Here is an 18,801-nt window from a genome sequence, read left to right on the forward strand (position 1 = left end):
CAACACGACGAAGAGCCGATCGATCCTCACCGAAAGTGCGATACGGGAAACACTGCCTTTTGCGGCCCAACTGTCCGCAATGCGGCAGCGCCAGCTGCGTCTGTTTTTTGGGACGCCGTTATTCGTCACCCTCAACCGAAGTGGGAGGGATCCTCCAATTCAGTCGATGCCCGTTGTTGGGGACTGGGCAGGACGGCTGGTAATGGCGCATCTCAGCCTGGTCGCGCCGGCAGGAATGGGCGGATATCGTTGAAAAAGTCCCGAACGACTACTTGGAGTGCAAAATCGAGCGAGTTTGCTGCAGATCCGGCCGCCATCTAGCATCTTTTTGTGCTCCGGCCGCCTACTTTTAGTCTCTTTGTTGCGCGCGGAAATGGCGCTCCGACTTTTCAACAGAATCGGCGGATTCCGGACCTTCCTTCAGATCTCAGTGTCCATGCCCATGGCCATGCCGATGGTGTAGGTCGGGGTAGTGGGGGTGTCGATGCACGAGAGGCGTATGCCGGTGCCAGTGCGTGTGGGGTTCTCCAGGCGGCACGTCGGACCCGTGCTCGTGGTGATGGTGCTCGTCGTGCCGATGTCGGTGCTCGTGATCCATCGCCTCGTGGGTGTGCTCGTGGTCGTGCCGCTCGGACAGATGAAGCCAAAGCCCCAAAGCCATCAAGCAACCCGCGATCAACAGCTTTGCCGAGAGCGGCTCCCCCAACATTGTGACGGCCAGCACCGCGCCAACGAACGGCGCGAGCGAGAAGTAGGCTCCCGTCCGCGCGGCGCCAAGATGACGCAGGCCTAGAACGAAGAGCGTGAGGCTCACGCCGTACCCGAGGAAGCCGACGATCCCTGCAGCCAAGACGATGTCCGCCGCCGGAAGTTTCCCGCCACTGGTGAATGCCAGGATCAGATTGACCGCGCCCGCGACGAGCCCTTTGAGCATGGCGATCTGCACCGGGTCGGCCGACGACAACTTGCGCGTCAGGTTGTTGTCGATCCCCCAGCACAGGCAAGCGCCGGCGATCAGCAGCGCACCCCAGTCGAAGGACGCTCTCCCCTGCCAGGACAGCAGTGCGGCGCCGGCCAAGATCGCGACAGCACCGATCAGAAGTCGCCGATCCACATTCTCGTGGAACGCCAGCCAGGCGATGGTCATGGTGGCCAGGCCCTCAAGATTGAGCAACAGCGAGGCATTGGCCGCATCGGTGCGGGCGAGGCCGAACATCAGCAACAACGGTCCCCCGATGCCGCCCGCGAGGATCACTAGACCCAGCCAGGGAATATCCGAGCGACGGAGCGGAGCTTCGACCTCGGGAAGCCGCAAGACGGCCCGCGACAGGTGAATGGACGCCAAGCCAATCCCTGCCCCGAGGTAGAGAAGGCCGGCCATCATCCAGGGATCGACGGTTCCGAGGAGCAGCTTGGCAAAAGGAGTGCTGGCCCCGAACAAGATCGCGGACAGCAGGGCGAGTGAAATGCCGGTGCGACTCATGGCGCCAGCCTATCCCAACCGGGACAGCAAGTCCGCTTCGGGTTCGCATGCGGCCATTTCCGCTTTGGAGGCCTGATCGCGATGGCCGCATTTGGCACGTCCGAGCCAAGCCAGCTGGACGCTGCGGGACGGTGGACCGGCTGACAGATCTCAGTTTCATGGCAGGGTGGCGTGCATGTTCCCAGAGCGCCTTGAGACCGCCAGACTTCTGCTTCGACCGATCGCGCCGATCGATGCCGTGGCCATTTTTTCGATGGGTATGCTCAGGATCCAGAGGTGAACCGCTTTCTGACATGGAGGACCCATGCCACGATCGCAGAGACAGAGGCGCACATCGCTCGTTGCCAGCTCGAGGTGCAATCGAAGAACTATGTGCTCGTCGGCAAGTGGGACGGTAAGGTCATCGGGTCCTTCGCGCTGTGGCGCCCCCCGCCCGGCACTGCGTCGGATACGGGTATGTCCTTGCTCGCCCGTTCTGGGGGATGGGACTGATGACTGAAGTGCTTTCGCATGCGGCGCAATGGGCATTGGACCAAGCCGACATCTGGCGGATCGGAGATGTCTGCAACTGCGAGAATATCGGCTCCGCAAGGGCGATGGAGAAGGCCGGTCTGGAGCGTGAAGGGCTGCTTCGGCGATGGATCGTGCACCCGAATGTCGGCAGCGAGCCGCGTGACTGCTTCGCCTACGTGAGGTCCAGGTAGAGCCGCTTGGCTCTGACGCAATAGGTCGCACTGGCTTGGCCGGGGCGTGTCCGCTTCGTAGAGCCGAGGGCGATGGCCGGATATGGCGCGCTCCTGCCGGACTCATCGTCTGCATGGGATGATCGGCGGCTCGGTGGAGCTCGGCGCCGCCGACGTCAAGAGGAGTAAGTCCGGCTCGAGTTTCTTGGGAGTTGCAGCGGGGGGCGAGTGCCACAAGGCCGCTACGGGAATATGCTCCTTTTTGTCGAGCCGACCGGATACATTTACCCAGGCGTTTTGAAGCCCTTCGAACACACACGGTCGAACGCCTCCATGTTGGGCGGCGGCTCGTGATCTCACACCCTTCATCCTGCGGAGGTACCATGGTCGACGTCCTTATGCCGCAACTCGGCGAAGACATCGATGAAGGAACAGTACAGCAGTGGCTGGTGCAGGTAGGTTCACTGGTTACGCGGGACCAGCCTCTCCTGGAGGTCGAAACAAGCAAGGCAACTAGCGAAATCCCGAGCCCATGCAACGGCCGTGTTGTTGAGATTGTTGCTCCAGTGGGTGCGACCATTCCGAATGAAGGCTTATTGGCTCGGATCGACGACTCCGCTGTGTAGACCGATTGCGGCAGCGCCCGGACCGAGAGCTTCGTCGGCCTGGACGATGTCCGGTTTCGGGATGCCACGGCAATGGCCGGAAATGGCGCACCTCGGCCGGCTCAGGTCGGCCGGGGAGGAGGGGAGAGCGCCACCGCGCGATTTCCTACTTCCCCGATTCCGGGTTGGCACGTAGGCGTTGGCCAAAGAGAGAAGCCGACAAACGAGCCCAAGCGGCATATCTTGGGCATGCGGCACATTTCAACGAACGACCTTCATCGGAGGTCTAAATGAATAAGATCGTAGTGTTGACCGCCGGACTATTCCTTTCTTCGTGCGGAACGCAAAGTCCGCGGAGTGTGGTGCCCCAGAGGAACTAAAGATTGGCAACGCTATGGATCAAACTTACGCGGTGATAGCGGGATATAGACAAGAGGAAGAGAATAAAAATCCAAATGAACGTGTAGGTTTGTAAATGTGCGAAGCCAACGCTATTTTCAATATTGTCCTAGATGTCAAGTATACAGTCAGTGTGGGTGCGGACGTAAGTCCGGCCATCGTAATGCTTGGGTCAGTGCCGGGGTGTCGGGCGGGCCCATCAGTGGTGGCTATGATGCGGAGAACACCGGCACTCGTGGCAATACGATCCAAGTTACGCTTCAAAATCCCGCTTGCATCAAACCCGAACGGTTTTTTCGCCAGGGCAATATGAATCTGGCAGGTTCCGGGGGTTCCGTTGTAGCGCCTCCATTGATAATGGCGCCCCCGCACTAAGAACGAAAAGAGCCTGATCGACCAGCGATGGCTGAGCGCCGCTGCCGTCGCTGGTCGACCTAAAGCTCCCGGGGTCGTCATTCACTTCAGCAAGTGTAGTGAGTACAAGCCCCAGCCGGGCAGGGCGGGTCGGCCGTGCTCCGTGCCTGTCACTGACGATCGCTCGAGATTGGGCGGCCACTTTCAAGGAACGGTGTAGGCCCGGCCTGCCTGCCACTTGAACGGAGGGTTCGCCAAGTCCTCCAGCCGTGCACCGTTAGTCCGTCAGGAGCTCTCGGTTGCCACGCCGCCCTCGGGCGAGAGGCCGCGAACGCGCGATCGGGGGGGGAATGCGCAATCAGGGTGCGGCTCCAGCCCTCGCCGGTGGCGATACTGCCGATGCGGCTATGGCCAGCATCTGACTCCGAAACGGCCGAGATCTTTATGCCGATCTGGAATAGAAGTCGGACAATTATGAATTGGCCGCCCCTCCGGCCGACCGACATCATGATCATAATTTAGGCCTGCCCATTTGCTGGGCGGGCGGCCGCGACAGACGGCCGGCAGTTTGGCAGGGGGCAGTCACGTGTCCGATGGCGGGGCCATCCAGGCGGGGTCGGCGGTATCCCGGAATCGTCGGCTGAAGGTCGACGATCTCCGCGAGCTGCCTGCAGGGATCGTGCAGGGCCGCTACGACACCGTGACCCCGATGGCCACGGGCTGGGCGCTGCACCGGACCTGGCCCGAGGCCCGCTCCACCATCGTCGACGAGACCAGCCACGCGGCGACCGACCGCGCCCCGGCCCTGACTCTGGCGCTGGGTGCCGTGAGCGATCGCCTGTGCGACACCCCCGGCGTGCGCGGCCGCGTGAGGAGATCCCGATGACGCCCGACGCCGCGATCCGCCCTTATCTCGACATCCCCGGCGCCAAGAGCCCGGCGCTGTCGCCAGATGGTGGGCTGCTGGCCTTCCTCGGCGACCGGACCGGCTTTCCCCAGATCTGGCTGCAGCCGGCCGCGGGCGGCGCCGCCTGGCGCGCGGCGGAGACGCCGGAGCCGGTCGGCGCCCTGGCCTTCAGCCCGAAGAGCCGGGATCTGGTCTTCACCATGGATTGCGGCGGCGACGAGCGGCACCAGCTGTGGCTGATCCCGGGCGCCGACGGCACGCCGCTAGCGCTGACCGACGACCCGACCGTGGTCCATGTCTGGGGCGCCTGGTCGCCGGACGGCACGCGGATCGCCTACGCGTCGAACGCCCGCGACCGCTTCCACATGGACATCCATGTGATGGAGGTCGCCACGCGGGAAGCGCGCTGCGTCTATCAGGGCGAGCTGTTCCGCGAGGTCATGGCCTTCTTCCCGGACGGGCAGGCGCTGCTGGTGCGCGATTCCATCCGGGCCACGATGGACCAGGACCTGTTCCGGCTGGACCTCGCGACCGGCGCCTATGAGCCGTTCCTGCCGCATGACGGACGGGCGCGCTACGTCGCCGCCAAGACCCGGAAGGACGGCAGCGGCCTCTATCTGCTGACCGACCAGGGCCGGGACTTCCAGGGCATCGCCTTCCTGTCCTTCGCCGGCCGTAGCCTGGAATGGGTGGCGGCGCCCGAGGGGCAGGATGTCGAGGCGATGGCGCTGTCGCCCGACCAGGGCCGGCTGGCCTATGTGATCAACGAGGAGGGCTGGACCCGCCTCCTGATCCGCGACCTCGCCAGCGGCGCGGAGACGGCGGTGGCGGGGCTGCCGCCCGGCGTGATCGGCTCGGTGTCCTGGCGTCCCGACGGCAGCGGCCTGGTCTTCCCGCTGGAAGGCGCGGCGACGCCGCCGGGGATCTGGGGCTACGACGTTGCCACGGGAATCGCGAGCCGGCTGACCGATGCTCCCGCGAGCGAGCTGATCGATAGCTTCGTCGAGCCGGAGGTGCAGCGCATCGCCAGCTTCGACGGGCTGCAGGTGCCGTTCCTGCTGTACCGGCCGCAGGGCGAGGCACCGGCCGGCGGCTTCCCGGCGATGATCATCGTCCATGGCGGGCCGGAGGCGCAGTGGACCCCGACCTTCCGGGCCGACATCCAGTACATGCTGGCGCAGGGCATCATGGTCGTGGCGCCGAATGTCCGTGGCAGCACCGGCTATGGCCGGCCCTACCATCAGCTCGACGATGTCGGGCTGCGGATGGACAGCGTCGCCGACCTCCGGGCAGTGCGACTGGCGCTGGGCGCGCGGGACGATGTCGATGAGGCCCGGATCGGCGTCTTCGGCCGGTCCTATGGCGGCTTCATGGTGCTGGCGGCGCTGACCGAATACCCGGAGCTCTGGCGCCTCGGCATCGAGTTCTACGGCATTGCCAGCTTCCACACCCTGCTGCAGACCACCGGCCCATGGCGCCGGCGCCTGCGGGCGGCCGAATATGGCGACCCGGTCTCCGACAAGGACCTGCTCGAGCGCATCTCGCCGATCCACAAGCTGGACCGCATCCGCGTGCCGCTGCTGATGGCCCAGGGGCTGGACGATCCGCGCGTGCCGCCGGGCGAGAGCGAGATGATCCATTCCGGCCTGCGCGGCCTGGGCCGCCCGGTCGACTACATCCGCGTGCCGCATGAAGGGCACGGCTTCGCGCGGCGTGAGAACCGGCACGACGTCTTCGGCGCCGTCGCCGCCTTCCTCGACCGCCATCTCTGATCGAAAGCGAGAACCATGCAGAATTCCGACAAGATCTGGCAGCTGGTCGACGCCAAGCGGACGGAGTTCGTGGGGCTGAGCGACCGGATCTGGGGCATGCCCGAGATCGCCTACACCGAGTACCGGTCGGTCGCCGAGCACACGGCCATGCTGCAGGCCCAGGGCTTCCGCGTGACCGAGAGCCTCGCCGGGATCCCGACCGCGGTGATGGGCGAGGCGGGCGAGGGCGGGCCTGTGATCGCCATCCTCGGCGAATACGACGCCCTGCCGGGGCTGAGCCAGGAGGCCAACATCGCCGAGCCCAGGCCGATCCCCGGCAACGGCTACGGCCATGGCTGCGGCCACAACATGCTCGGCTCCGCCGCCCTGCTGGCGGCCACCGCGGTCAAGGACTTCCTGGCCGCGACCGGCCGGCCGGGCCGTGTGCGCTACTATGGTTGCCCGGCGGAGGAGGGCGGGGCGGCCAAGGCCTTCATGGTGCGCGCCGGCGCCTTCGAGGATGTCGACATCGCCATCACCTGGCATCCGGCGTCGCTGACCCGGGTCGATGAGGCGCTGTCGCTGGCCAACACCCGGATGGACTTCCACTTCACCGGCCGCGCCTCGCACGCCGCCGCGGCGCCGCATCTCGGCCGCAGCGCGCTCGATGCCGTCGAGCTGATGAATGTCGGCGTCAACTACATGCGCGAGCACATGCCGTCCGACGCCCGCATCCACTACGCCATGATCGATTCCGGCGGCATCGCGCCCAATGTCGTGCAGGCCTCGGCCAAGGTGCGCTATGCCATCCGCGCCCGCGACCTGGCCGGCATGCTGGCGCTGAACGAACGGGTCAAGAAGATCGCCCACGGCGCCGCGATGATGACCGAGACCTCGGTCGCGATCTCGATCATGAGCGCCGTCTCCAACATGCTCGGCAACACGCCGCTGGAGGAGGCGATGCACCAGCATCTGCTGCGCCTCGGCCCGGTGCCGTTCGACGCGGCCGACCGCGACTATGCCGCCCAGATCCAGGCGACGCTGAGCGAGGAGGACATCCTCACCGATTATCGCCGCGTCGGGGTGCCGCCGCGCAAGGATCTGCCGCTGTGCGACTTCATCGTGCCGAAGGACTCCAGGGGCGAGCCGATGATCGGGTCGACCGACGTCGCCGATGTCAGCTGGGTGGTGCCGACGGTGCAGGCGCGGGTCGCCACCCACGCCATCGGCACGCCCGGCCATTCCTGGCAGATCACCGCCCAGGGCATGGCGCCGGCCGCGCATAAGGGCATGGTCCATGCCGCCAAGGTCATGGCCGGCACGGCGCTCGACGTGATGAATGACGAGTTGCTGATGGCCCGGGCCAAGCAGGATCACCAGGAGCGGGTCGCGGCGACGCCCTATGTCTGCCCGATCCCGGCGGAGGTGCAGCCGCCGCTGCAGCCGCGGCCGAAGGCGGCCTGACAAGGCGGACTGACCCTGCGGGACAGACCGGCCCGACGAACGAGGCCGGCCACCCGGAACAAGGTCGCGGAGGGCGCCGGACGACACCAACAGAACAAGCACGGAGGCTCGATCCATGTTCGCCCGTCCGATCCCGGCGTCGCCCGGATCCCGCCCGCTCCGACATCTCCTCGGCGCGGCCTGCGGCGCCGCCATCCTCGTGGCGCCGCTCGCCGCCGGGGCGGCCACGCCGTCGAACGCGCTGGTGATGGCCAGGAACATCGACGCCATCAGCACCTTCGACCCGGCCCAGATCGGCGAGGTGGTGACCGACGAGATCATCAAGAACACCTGCGACACCCTGGTCGATTTCGACCCGGCGGACGAGGCCAAGGTGGTGCCGCTCTTCGCCGAGAGCTGGGAGATTTCCGACGACCGCCAGCAGATCACCTTCCATCTGCGCAAGGGCGCCACCTTCCCGTCCGGCAACCCGGTCACCGCGGCCGACACCGCCTGGTCGATGCAGCGCGTGGTCAAGCTCGGCCTCGGCAACGCGGCGACGCTGACCGAATTCGGCTTCACCAAGGACAAGGTCGAGGCCCAGATCACCGCGCCGGACGACGCCACCCTCGTGATCAAGCTGGACAAGCCCTATCCGACCAACCTGATCCTGCAGTCGATCGCCGCGAACCGCGTCGCCGCCACGATGGACAAGCAGGCCATCATGGCCAATGAGGTGAACGGCGACCTCGGCAACAAGTACCTCGCCACCCACACCGAGTGCGTCGGCCCGTACAAGCTGGCGCAGTGGAACGCCGGCGAGGCCGTGGTGCTGCAGGCGAACGACAAATACTGGGGCGAGGCGCCGAAGCTGAAGCGCGTGCTGATCCGCCATGTGGCGGAGGCGGGGACGCAGCGCCTGCTGGTGGCCCAGGGTGATGTCGACATCGCCCGTGACCTGACGCCGGAGGATCTGAAGGACCTGGAGACCTCGGCCGACGTGTCGGTCGTCAGGGTGCTGAAGCCGCAGCTGTTCTTCTGGACCTTCAACAACGCCGACCCGATCTTCTCGAACGAGAAGGTGCGCCTGGCGATGCGCTACCTGATCGACTATGACGGCCTCGGCAAGACGGTGATGGCCTATACCGGCGTGCCGCGGGCCAGCTTTGTCCAGATCGGCGCCGTCGGCGCGCTGGACGAGAAGGAGGGGCAGCCCTTCTCGCTCGACCTCGACAAGGCCAAGGCGCTGCTGGCCGAGGCCGGCTACCCGAACGGTTTCAAGGCCACCGTCTTCATCGGCACCCTGCCGCATTCCGCCCCGATCGCGCAGAGCGTGCAGCAGAACGCCGCCAAGGTCGGCGTCGAGCTGACGCTGGAGCGGATGGCCAACGCCCAGCTGTTCAGCAAGGTCCGCGGCCGCGAGTTCCAGACAGCGATGCAGGCCTGGCAGACCGGCGTGCCCGACGCCCATGGCAACGCCTCGCGGCTGGTCTACAACCCGGACAACCGGGCCGAGGCCAAGCTGACCCAGTACCCGGCCTGGCGGGCCGCCTTCTATTCCGAGGACGCGAACAGGAAGGTCGATGCGGCGTTGCTGGAGAGCGATCCGGAGAAGCGGAACGCGATCTATCACGACCTGCAGAAGCAGATCCTGCAGCAGGGGCCGATGGCGATCATGTTCCAGATGTACGACCCTGCCGCAATCCGCAAATCGCTGAAGACCTGGACCTGGAACGGCTTCCGCACCTACTACGCCCTGGCCAGCAAGTAGCGGCGCCGGACACCGATTTCCGCACAGCACGGAGGCTCCACGATGCTCGCTGCTTCGAGTCCGGCGCCGCCCGGATCCCGTCCGCTTCGTCTCATCCTCGGCGCGGTCTGCGGTGCCGTCCTCGGCGCGGCGCCGTTCGCCGCCGGGGCGGCCACGCCGTCGAACGCGCTGGTCATGGCCTGGAACGTCGACGCGATCAGCACCTTCGATCCCGCCCAGATCGGCGAGGTGGTGACCAACGAGATCGTGCAGACCACCTGCGACCCGCTGGTCGATGTCGATCCGGCGGACGAGGCCAAGGCGGTGCCGCTGTTCGCCGAGAGCTGGGACGTGTCCGACGACCGCCAGCAGATCACCTTCCATCTGCGCAAGGGGGCGGTGTTCCCCTCCGGCAACCCGGCGACGGCGGCCGATACGGCCTGGTCGATGCAGCGCGTTGTCAAGCTCGGCTTCGGCAATGCGGCGACGCTGAACGAGTACGGCTTCACCAAGGACAAGGTCGACGCCCAGATCACCGCGCCGGACGACAGCACGCTGGTCCTCAAGCTCGACAAGCCCTATCCGACCAACCTGGTGCTGCAGGGGATCGCCGCGAACCGCGTCTCCTTCACCCATGACCGCAAGACCATCCTGGCCAATGAGGTGAATGGCGACCTCGGCAACAAATACCTGACGACCCGCACCGAATGCGTCGGCCCCTACCGGCTGGCGCAGTGGAACGCCGGCGAGGCTGTGGTGTTGCAGGCGAACGACACCTATTGGGGCCAGGCGCCGGCGCTGAAGCGCATCCTGATCCGCCATGTGGCGGAGGCCGGAACCCAGCGCCTGCTGCTGACCCAGGGCGATGTCGATGTCGCCCGCGACCTGACGCCGGAGGATCTGAAGGATCTGGAGACCTCGCCGGACGTGTCGATCGTCCGGGTCCTCCGGCCGCAGCTGTTCTACTGGTCGTTCAACAACGCCAACCCGATCTTCGCCAACCCGAAGGTCCGCCTGGCGATGCGCTACCTGATCGACTATGACGGCCTGGCCAAGACCGTGATGTCGAACATCGGCGTGCCGCGGGCCAGCTTCGCCCAGATCGGCGCGGTCGGCGCGCTGGATGAGACCGAAGGGCAACCCTTCTCGCTCGATCTCGACAAGGCCAAGGCGCTGCTGGCCGAGGCCGGCTACCCCGACGGCTTCAAGGCGAGCGTCTTCATCGGCACCCTGCCGCATGCCGCGCCGGTCGCGCAGAGCGTGCAGCAGAACGCCGCCCGGATCGGCGTCGAGCTGACGGTGGAGCGGATGGCGAACGCCCAGCTGTTCAGCCGCGTGCGCGGCCGGGATTTCGAGACCTCGATGTCGTCGTGGCAGACCAGCGTTCCCGACGCGCATGGCAACGCCTCGCGGCTGGTCTACAACCCGGACAACCGGGCCGAGGCCAAGCTGACCCAGAACCCAAGCTGGAACGCCTCCTTCTCCTCCGAGGACGCGAACCGGACGGTCGAGGCGGCGCTGCTGGAGCCGGATCCGGAGAAGCGGAACGCGCTCTATCGCGACCTGCAGCTGCAGATGATGCAGGAGGGGCCCTTCGCCGTCATGTTCCAGACCTACAATGTCGCCGGCATCCGCAAGACATTGAAGAACTGGCGCTGGAACGGCTTCCGGACCTATTACGAAACCGTCGCCAAGTAGCGCCGGGCCATGGTCGACACCCCCATCGTCGCGCCCCGCCGGCTTGCCCGCCCAGGACGGAACCCGCTGTCGTCCTGGGCGCTGGCGGCCGGCCGGACCGTGCTGTCCGTCGCCGTCACCCTGTTCGGGCTGGCGGCGCTGACCTTCTTCATCGGACGGATGCTGCCGCTCGACCCGGTCGCCGCCATCCTCGGCGACAACGCCACCCAGGCCGCCTATGACGCGGTGTACCGCCAGCTCGGGCTGGACCAGCCGATCTGGGTCCAGTTCCTGCGCTACCTGCGCGACATCGTCAGCCTCGACCTCGGCACCGCCCTGACCACGGGCAAGCCGGTGGTCGAGGACATCGCCCGGGTGTTCCCGGCGACGCTGGAGCTGGCGACGGTCGCCATCATCATCGGAACCGGGCTCGGCATCCCCTTCGGCGTGCTGGCGGCGATGTATCGCGACAGCGCGGTCGACCACATCGTCCGGGTGGTCGGCCTGCTCGGCTATTCGGCGCCGACCTTCTGGCTGGGGCTGATGGGGCTGGTGCTGTTCTACGCCACGCTCGGCTGGGTCGGCGGGCCGGGGCGCATCGACTTCACCTACGAGTTCGACATCGAGCCGATGACCGGCTTCCTGCTGCTCGACACCGCGCTGCGGGGTCAGTGGGAGGTGTTCGGGAATGTCTTCAGCCACATCATCCTGCCGGCCTCGATCCTCGGCTTCAGCGCGCTGGCCTATATCAGCCGGATGACCCGCAGCTTCATGATCGAGCAGCTGGGCCAGGAGTATGTGGTGGCGGCGCGGGTCAAGGGCCTGTCCTGGGCCCGCACCGTCTGGATCCACGCCTTCCGCAACATCGCGGTGCAGGTGGTGACGGTGGTGGCCCTGTCCTACGCCTTCCTGCTGGAAGGCGCGGTGCTGACCGAGACGGTCTTCGCCTGGCCCGGCTTCGGCCGCTACCTGACCAACACGCTGCTGGCCGGCGACATGAACGCGGTGGTGGGCTGCACACTCTTGATCGGCGTCATCTTCGTGACGCTGAACCTGGTGTGCGACCTGCTGTACCGCATCTTCGACCCTCGCACCCGATGAGCGCGGACATGCCCAGCGACACCGCCCTTCGCACCGGCTCGATCAGGGCCTGGCTGCACGCCCCGGTCCCGGCCTCGCCGATGCAGGCCCGCGCCCAGCAGCTCTGGCTCAAGCTGCTGCGGCTGGTGGGCAACCCCCCGGCGCTGCTGGGGCTGGTCATCCTGCTGGTGATCCTGGTCTTGGCGGTGTTCGCGCCGCTGATCGCGACGCACGACATCTACGCCCAGGACCTCTCCACCCGGCTGCGGCCGCCGTCGGCCGCGCATTTCCTCGGCACCGACGAGCTCGGCCGCGACGTGTTCAGCCGCATCGTCTTCGGCGCCCGGATCACGCTCTATATCGCCGTGCTGACGGCGCTGATCGTGGCGCCGATCGGCCTGCTGATCGGCACCACCTCGGGCTATCTCGGCGGCTGGGTCGACATGGTGCTGATGCGCGTCGTCGACATCTTCCTGGCCTTCCCCAGCCTGGTGCTGGCGCTGGCCTTCGTCGCCGCGCTCGGGCCCGGCATCCAGAACGCGATCATCGCCATCTCGCTGGCCGCCTGGCCGCCGATCGCGCGGCTGGCGCGGGCCGAGACGCTGTCGATCCGGTCCTCCGACTACATCGCCGCGGTGCGGCTGCAGGGGGCGTCCTCGCTGCGGATCATCCTGTCCCATGTGGTGCCGATGTGCCTGCCCTCGGTGGTGGTGCGGATCACGCTCAACATGGCGGCAATCATCCTCACCGCCGCCGGCCTCGGCTTCCTCGGCCTCGGCGCCCAGCCGCCCAGCCCGGAATGGGGGGCGATGCTGTCCAGCGGCCGCGAATTCGTGCTGACCAGCTGGTGGATCGCGGCGATCCCCGGCTGCGCCATCCTGCTCACCAGCCTGGCCTTCAACCTGTTCGGCGACGGGCTGCGCGACATCCTGGATCCCCGCCATGGCTGACCCGCTGCTCACAGTCGAGGACCTGCGCATCGACTTTTCCGGCGGCCGCGGCACCATCCAGGCGGTGCGCGGCATCTCCTTCGCCGTCGGGCGCGAGAAGGTCGGCATCGTCGGCGAATCCGGCTCCGGCAAATCGCTGACCGGCCGGGCGGTCTTGAAGCTGACGCCGAAGGCGGCGCGGGTGACGGCGAAACGGCTCGCCTTCGACGGCATCGACCTGCTCACGACCTCGGAGCGGCGGATGCGGGCGATCCGCGGCAACCGCATCTCGATGATCCTGCAGGACCCGAAATTCTCGCTGAACCCGCTGATGCGGGTGGGCCGGCAGATCACCGAGGCCTACCGGCTGCACCACCGGGTCGGCGCGCGCGTGGCGCAGGCAAGGGCGCTGGAGATGCTGGACGCCGTCCATATCCGCGATCCCGAGCGGGTGTTCCGGCTGTTCCCGCACGAAGTCTCCGGGGGCATGGGCCAGCGCATCATGATCGCGATGATGCTGATCCCTGAACCGGACCTGATCATCGCCGACGAGCCGACCTCGGCGCTCGACGTCACGGTGCGGCGGCAGGTGCTGACCATCCTCGACGAGCTGGTGACCCGGCGCGGCACCGGGCTGATGTTCATCAGCCACGACCTCAACCTGGTGGCCGATTTCTGCGACCGGGTGCTGGTGATGTATGCCGGCCGGATCATGGAGGATCTGCCGGCGAAGGAGCTGCACCGGGCGCAGCATCCCTACACCCGCGCGCTGCTCGACAGCCTGCCGCAGCTCGACCGGCCGGTCGACACGCTGCAGGTGCCCAGCCGTGACCCGGCCTGGCTCGACGGCCCGACCTTCCGGGCGGGGGCCGCGGCATGACCGACGCGATCCTCGAGGCGATCGGCCTGCGCGTCACCTTCGGCTCCGGCGCCGCGGCGATGACCGCGGTCGACGACGTGTCCTTCGTCCTGAAGCAGGGTGAATCCTTCGGCCTGATCGGCGAATCCGGCTGCGGCAAGTCGACCGTGCTGCGCGCCCTGGCCGGGCTCAACACCGGCTATCAGGGGTCGATCCTGTTCCGCGGCCGCGAGGTGCCGCGTAAGCGCGACAAGGCGTTCTTCCGCCGGGTGCAGATGGTGTTCCAGGACCCCTATGCCTCGTTGCATCCGCGCAAGATGGTGCGGGCCGTGCTGTCCGAGCCGCTCAGGATCCACGGCTTCGACCGGCAGGAGCAGCGGATCGACGCGGCGCTCGACGCGGTCGGCCTCGGCCGTGCCTTCCGCTACCGCTATCCGCATGAGCTGTCGGGCGGGCAGCGCCAGCGCGTCGCCATCGCGCGCAGCCTGATCATCGAGCCGGAGATCCTGCTGCTGGACGAGCCGACCTCGGCGCTGGACGTCTCGGTCCAGGCCGAGATCCTGAACCTGCTCAAGGCGCTGCGGCGCGAGCGCGGCCTGACCTATCTGATGGTGACCCACGACCTGCCGGTGATCGCCCATCTGTGCGACCGCATCGCCATGATGAATGGCGGCCGCATCGTCGAGGAAATGACGGAACAGGGCGTCCGCGCCCGCCAGGCGCAGGACGACTACACCCGCGGCTTCCTGGAGGCCAGCACCGGCTACCGGCCGGCGCCGGAGGTGGAAGAGGGGGCGGTGGCATGATGTGGGATGCGGGCGTCGCCACGACCGACGAAGCGGACCCCTGGCCCGGCGCCGAGTGGGAGATGGTCGAGGACATCCGGGCAGCCGGCTGGTCGCTCGACCATCTGGACCGGGTCTGGGCCTATGCCGACCGCATCGGCAGCGCCGCCCTGATGCTGGTGCAGGGCGGGCGGGTGATCGCCAGCCGTGGCGACGTCACCCGGCACTATCCGTGCCATTCGATGCGCAAGAGCTTCCTCAGCGCCTTGATCGGCACGCATGAGGGCGACGGAACCATCGACCTGTCGCTGACCCTGGCGGCGCTCGGCATCGACGACCGCGAGGGGCTGAGCGAGCGCGAGAAGCAGGCGACGGTCTACGACCTGCTGACCGCCCGGTCCGGCATCTTCCACCCGGCGGGCTACGAGACGGCGTGGATGAAATCACTGAAGCCGCCGCGCCACGCCCACGCGCCGGGCACGGTGTGGTGCTACAGCAACTGGGACTTCAACGCGCTCGGCACGATCTACACGCAGCGGACCGGCCTCGGCATCCACGCCGCCTTTCGCGACCGGATCGCCGCGCCGCTGGGCATGCAGGATTTCCGCTTCGATGCGGAGCGGGAAGATGGCTGGCTGCAGCCCGACCCGTGCTCGGTCCATCCGGCCTATCCGTTCCGGATGTCGAGCCGCGACCTGGCGCGCTTCGGTCTGCTGTTCCTGCGCGACGGCCGCTGGGGCGAGCGCGAGGTGGTGCCGCAGAGCTGGGCGGCGGCCAGCGTGCTGCCCTATTCCGACGCGGGGGCACGGGGCGCCTATGGCTATATGTGGTGGGTGGCACGGCAGGGCATTGCCTTCCCCGGCGCGATCGTGCCCGAGGGCACCTACAGCGCCCAGGGCGCCGGCGGCCATGTCTGCGTCGTCATCCCGCCGCTGGACCTCGTCATCGTCCATCGCGCCGACACTGAAAAGATCGACGGGGCGGCGAGGGGACCGGAGATCGACCGGTTCCAGTTCGGCCGGCTGCTCGCCCTGATCCTCGACGCCCGCAGGGCGGGCATGGCCGCTTAGACCGGAGGGCCCGCATGGCCGGCATCATCGAGGCGATCGCGCGCTGGAGCCGATCCGGGGTCGGATTCGGCGATCTCGCCCGCCAGCGCGCCCACCACGCCATCGCCGACACCATCGGCTGCATGCTGGCCGGGGCAGGGGATCCGGCGGTGCGGGCAGTCCGCACCGCCTTCGCCGGCTCGATCGCGGACGGGCCGCGCTGCACCGTGGTCGGCGGCGGGCAGGCGGCGGAGGCGCTGTCGGCCCTGGTCAACGGCACCGCGGCGCATGCGCTCGACTACGACGACAATTTCCGCCCGGGCTGCAGCCACGCCTCGGCCGTGCTGGTGCCGGCGCTGCTGGGCCCGGCACTGGCCCGCGGCGCGTCGGGGCGGGCGCTGGTCGACGCCTATCTGGTCGGGCTGGAGGCGCAGGCCGCGGTCGGGCGCGGGGTCAACCCGTCGCACTACACGGCCGGCTGGCATGCCACCTCGACCGTCGGCTGCATCGGCACCGCCGCGGGCGTCGCCTGGCTGTGCGGCCTGGACCAAGCCGGCATCGCCCGGGCGATGAGCCTGGCGGTCAGCATGGCCTCCGGCGTGAAGGGGCAGTTCGGCACGCCGGCGAAGCCGCTGCATGCCGGGCTGGCCGCGCGCAACGCGGTCGAGGCGGCGGCGCTGGCGGCTTGCGGCATGACCGGCCGGACCGACATCCTGGAGGCACCGCAGGGCTTCCGCGAGCTGTTCGGCGGGCCCGACGCCGCCGGCTGGGACGGGGTCGCGATCGGCGCACCGCATGTGATCGAGAGCGAGGGGCTGATGCCGAAGCGCCATCCCTGCTGCGGCTCGACCCACAACGCGGTCGACATCGTCCTAGACCTCAAGGCGCAGCACGGTTTCGCGGCGGCCGAGGTGGTGGCGGTCGAGACCCTGGTCGGCCTCGTCAACCAGCGCAACCTGGCCTATCCGGATCCCGCGGACGAGATGCAGGCGCGCTTCTCGATGCAGTACTGCGTCGCCCTGGCGCTGCTGAAGGACCGGCTGGAGCTGTCGGACTTCACGGCCGCGGCTGTGGGGGCGGAGGCGGCGCGCGCCCTGCTGCCGCGCATCACCATGACCGCCCATTCGGCGGAGGCGGAACGGGCGGCCGGGCGGCCGTTGCCGCACCGGGTCACCATCCGTCTCGCCGATGGCCGGGTGCTGCCGGGCGAGCGCGCCGCGGCCAAGGGCACCATCACCGATCCTTTCGACGACGCCGACCGCCGCGCCAAATTCGCCGATTGCTGCCGCGGTGTGCTGGACGCGTCCGGAACCACCCGCCTCCACGACCGCCTCGACCGGCTGGACGCGCAGGCCGATCTCTCCTTCCTCGAACCGGCGCTGGCGCTGGCCGGTCAGGCGACCGAGGCCCGGCGGGGCGGGGGCGTCGTCTCGCGCGAGTCGGGCACGGCGGACCAGAACCGCTCGGCGCAGGGGCGGCTGGCGGCGGAGGTGCGATAGAGGCGGATCTCCACGTCGAGTGTCCAGGACGGGCTGCCGGCCCGGACCAGGGCGCCGGAGCGCAGTTCCTCTGCGATCAGGCTCTCCGGGATCCAGGCCAGGCCGCGCCCGGCCAGGGCCATGGCCTTGAGCGCGGCCGACATGGCGTTCTCGTAGACCACCGCGAGCGGCAGCGGGCGCTCGATGAACAGCTTGACCAGGCCATGGCCGAAGAAGGAGCCGCTGCCGTAGCTGAGATATTGGATGGGCCCATTGCCGGCCTCGATCGCATGCCGCGGCGAGCCCCGTGCATCGGGTGCGGAGACCGGGATGACCCGCTCTTCGCCCAGGTGAAAGTGCTCGCAATAGGCCAGCTCGCTCATCAGCGGCACCGAGTCATGGGCATAAGTCAGCAGGAAGTCGCTATGCCCGTCGATCAGCGTTGCGATGATGCCTGCGAAGGTCGACCGGGTCTCGCAAAAGCGGGTCCGCGTGGGCCCGACCAACTCCTCCATGCGCCGGATCCAGTTCGGGAAGAAGGTCAGTGACAGGGTGTTCAGCGTCGCGAAGGTCACCACGTCGGCAGTGGCCGCGTGGCGGTCGCGCAGATCGGCCCGGGTCTGCAGCACGAGGTCCAGGATCTTCCGCGCCCGCGGCAGGAACTCCTGCCCCTCGGCGGTCAGCCGGACGGGATAGCTGGTGCGATCGAACAGCGGCACGCCGATCCAGGTCTCGAGCTGCCGGATGCGGCGGCTCAGGCCCGATTGCGTGACCCGTCGCTCCTCCGCGGAGCGGGAGAAGCTCGATGTCGCGGACAGGCTGAGGAAATCCTCCAGCCATTTGACTTCCATCAAGGGCCTCCGCTTGGAATTCGGGGCAGGTCCGCACGCGATCCCGACAGGACGGGCCGGGGCGCGACGGAAAGAGCGGCCACAGAGCTCCCGTCCACCGATAGGAGCCGAGTGCGGTGGCCGCCTATGGAAACCTAAGCCCGCGCAACGCAGCCGGAAAGCAGTGGATTCCGCCGCGATGGGCAATGTCCGGTGTTGGGACGTCTGGACCTTGTCCGGATATGGCGGATATCGTTGAAAAAGTCCCGAACGACTACTTGGAGTGCAAAATCGAGCAAGTTTGCTGCAGATCCGGCCGCCATCTAGCATCTTTTTGTGCTCCGGCCACCTACTTTTAGTCTCCTTGTTGCGCGCGGAAATGGCGCTCCGACTTTTCAACAGAATCGGCGCGCTCCGGCCACGTCCGAACGACAGCTCGGAGTGGCGGACTTCTGGCCGGACACCGGTCACCGATCCCCGCCTTCGTCCAGGACCAGGCACTGAACCGGGGTGTCGGCTGGGATCAGGTCGCGTCCGTGAAGCTCTTGTAGCAGCCTGAGGCAGCGCTTGCCGATGACGACGCCGTACCTGCCGTCCGGCCGCTCGTGGACCACGATGACGCCATGCTTGCGCTCGGCGGGCGTCGATGCCTGCAGCTTGTCCAACGGGATCTGTTTCACGTCCTTCATCCTGCTTCGGTTGCGCATGCGACCGAAGACGCCCCGTCGGCGAGGCGCGG

The 18,801-nt window shown here is 67.7% G+C and carries 16 protein-coding genes; 13 read left to right on the forward strand and 3 right to left on the reverse strand.

Going from position 1 to position 18,801, the window contains the following annotated elements; genetic code table 11:
- Positions 1-427 precede the first annotated feature (427 nt).
- Complete coding sequence (locus E9232_RS03145) at positions 428-1,483, reverse strand: DMT family transporter (RefSeq protein WP_309792078.1); 1,056 nt, start codon at positions 1,481-1,483, stop codon at positions 428-430.
- 419 nt (positions 1,484-1,902) lie between these two features.
- Between E9232_RS03145 and E9232_RS03150 the strand changes: the two genes are divergently transcribed.
- From E9232_RS03150 to E9232_RS03210, 13 genes are all read left to right on the forward strand, one after another.
- Positions 1,903-2,187, forward strand: a complete 285-nt coding sequence (locus E9232_RS03150; protein WP_309792079.1) for a GNAT family N-acetyltransferase — start codon at positions 1,903-1,905, stop codon at positions 2,185-2,187.
- Positions 2,188-2,549: 362 nt separating this feature from the next.
- Entirely contained in the window at positions 2,550-2,792 is a 243-nt protein-coding gene (locus E9232_RS03155; RefSeq protein ID WP_309792080.1) for a biotin/lipoyl-containing protein, read from the forward strand.
- A gap of 1,318 nt (positions 2,793-4,110) precedes the next feature.
- Complete coding sequence (locus E9232_RS03160; RefSeq protein WP_309792081.1) at positions 4,111-4,410, forward strand: alpha/beta hydrolase family protein; 300 nt, start codon at positions 4,111-4,113, stop codon at positions 4,408-4,410.
- Positions 4,407-6,203 (forward strand): S9 family peptidase, encoded by a 1,797-nt coding sequence (locus E9232_RS03165; RefSeq protein WP_309792083.1) that lies wholly within the window; start codon positions 4,407-4,409, stop codon positions 6,201-6,203. The genes E9232_RS03160 and E9232_RS03165 overlap by 4 nt, the downstream gene beginning before the upstream one ends.
- A 15-nt stretch (positions 6,204-6,218) precedes the next feature.
- Entirely contained in the window at positions 6,219-7,646 is a 1,428-nt protein-coding gene (locus tag E9232_RS03170; RefSeq protein ID WP_309792084.1) for a M20 family metallopeptidase, read from the forward strand.
- A gap of 115 nt (positions 7,647-7,761) precedes the next feature.
- Positions 7,762-9,396 (forward strand): ABC transporter substrate-binding protein, encoded by a 1,635-nt coding sequence (locus E9232_RS03175; RefSeq protein WP_309792089.1) that lies wholly within the window; start codon positions 7,762-7,764, stop codon positions 9,394-9,396.
- Positions 9,397-9,438: 42 nt separating this feature from the next.
- Positions 9,439-11,073 carry an ABC transporter substrate-binding protein gene (locus E9232_RS03180; protein ID WP_309792090.1) on the forward strand — a complete coding sequence of 545 codons (1,635 nt, stop codon included), beginning with the start codon at positions 9,439-9,441 and terminating at the stop codon, positions 11,071-11,073.
- A gap of 9 nt (positions 11,074-11,082) precedes the next feature.
- Entirely contained in the window at positions 11,083-12,153 is a 1,071-nt protein-coding gene (locus tag E9232_RS03185; RefSeq protein WP_309792092.1) for an ABC transporter permease, read from the forward strand.
- A gap of 8 nt (positions 12,154-12,161) precedes the next feature.
- Positions 12,162-13,082: a nickel transporter permease gene (gene nikC, locus E9232_RS03190; protein ID WP_309792093.1), complete on the forward strand. Its 921-nt coding sequence runs from the start codon at positions 12,162-12,164 to the stop codon at positions 13,080-13,082.
- The gene (locus E9232_RS03195) at positions 13,075-13,941 is read left to right on the forward strand and encodes an ABC transporter ATP-binding protein (RefSeq protein ID WP_309792094.1); all 867 of its coding nucleotides are present in this window, start codon (positions 13,075-13,077) and stop codon (positions 13,939-13,941) included. Before nikC ends, E9232_RS03195 begins: the two co-directional genes overlap by 8 nt.
- Positions 13,938-14,726, forward strand: a complete 789-nt coding sequence (locus E9232_RS03200; RefSeq protein ID WP_309792095.1) for an ABC transporter ATP-binding protein — start codon at positions 13,938-13,940, stop codon at positions 14,724-14,726. The genes E9232_RS03195 and E9232_RS03200 overlap by 4 nt, the downstream gene beginning before the upstream one ends.
- Entirely contained in the window at positions 14,723-15,775 is a 1,053-nt protein-coding gene (locus tag E9232_RS03205; protein WP_309792096.1) for a serine hydrolase domain-containing protein, read from the forward strand. Before E9232_RS03200 ends, E9232_RS03205 begins: the two co-directional genes overlap by 4 nt.
- Before the next feature lie 14 nt (positions 15,776-15,789).
- A complete protein-coding gene (locus E9232_RS03210) occupies positions 15,790-17,253 on the forward strand; it encodes an MmgE/PrpD family protein (protein ID WP_309792097.1) in 1,464 nt (487 codons plus the stop codon).
- Here E9232_RS03210 and E9232_RS03215 read toward each other — a convergent pair.
- A complete protein-coding gene (locus tag E9232_RS03215; protein WP_309792098.1) occupies positions 17,148-18,083 on the reverse strand; it encodes a LysR family transcriptional regulator in 936 nt (311 codons plus the stop codon). The genes E9232_RS03210 and E9232_RS03215 overlap by 106 nt on opposite strands.
- Before the next feature lie 446 nt (positions 18,084-18,529).
- Positions 18,530-18,742 carry a ParB N-terminal domain-containing protein gene (locus tag E9232_RS03220; RefSeq protein ID WP_309792100.1) on the reverse strand — a complete coding sequence of 71 codons (213 nt, stop codon included), beginning with the start codon at positions 18,740-18,742 and terminating at the stop codon, positions 18,530-18,532.
- Positions 18,743-18,801 lie beyond the last annotated feature (59 nt).

This window comes from Inquilinus ginsengisoli, from assembly GCF_031453975.1.
Classification (GTDB): Bacteria; Pseudomonadota; Alphaproteobacteria; order DSM-16000; family Inquilinaceae; genus Inquilinus; species Inquilinus ginsengisoli_A.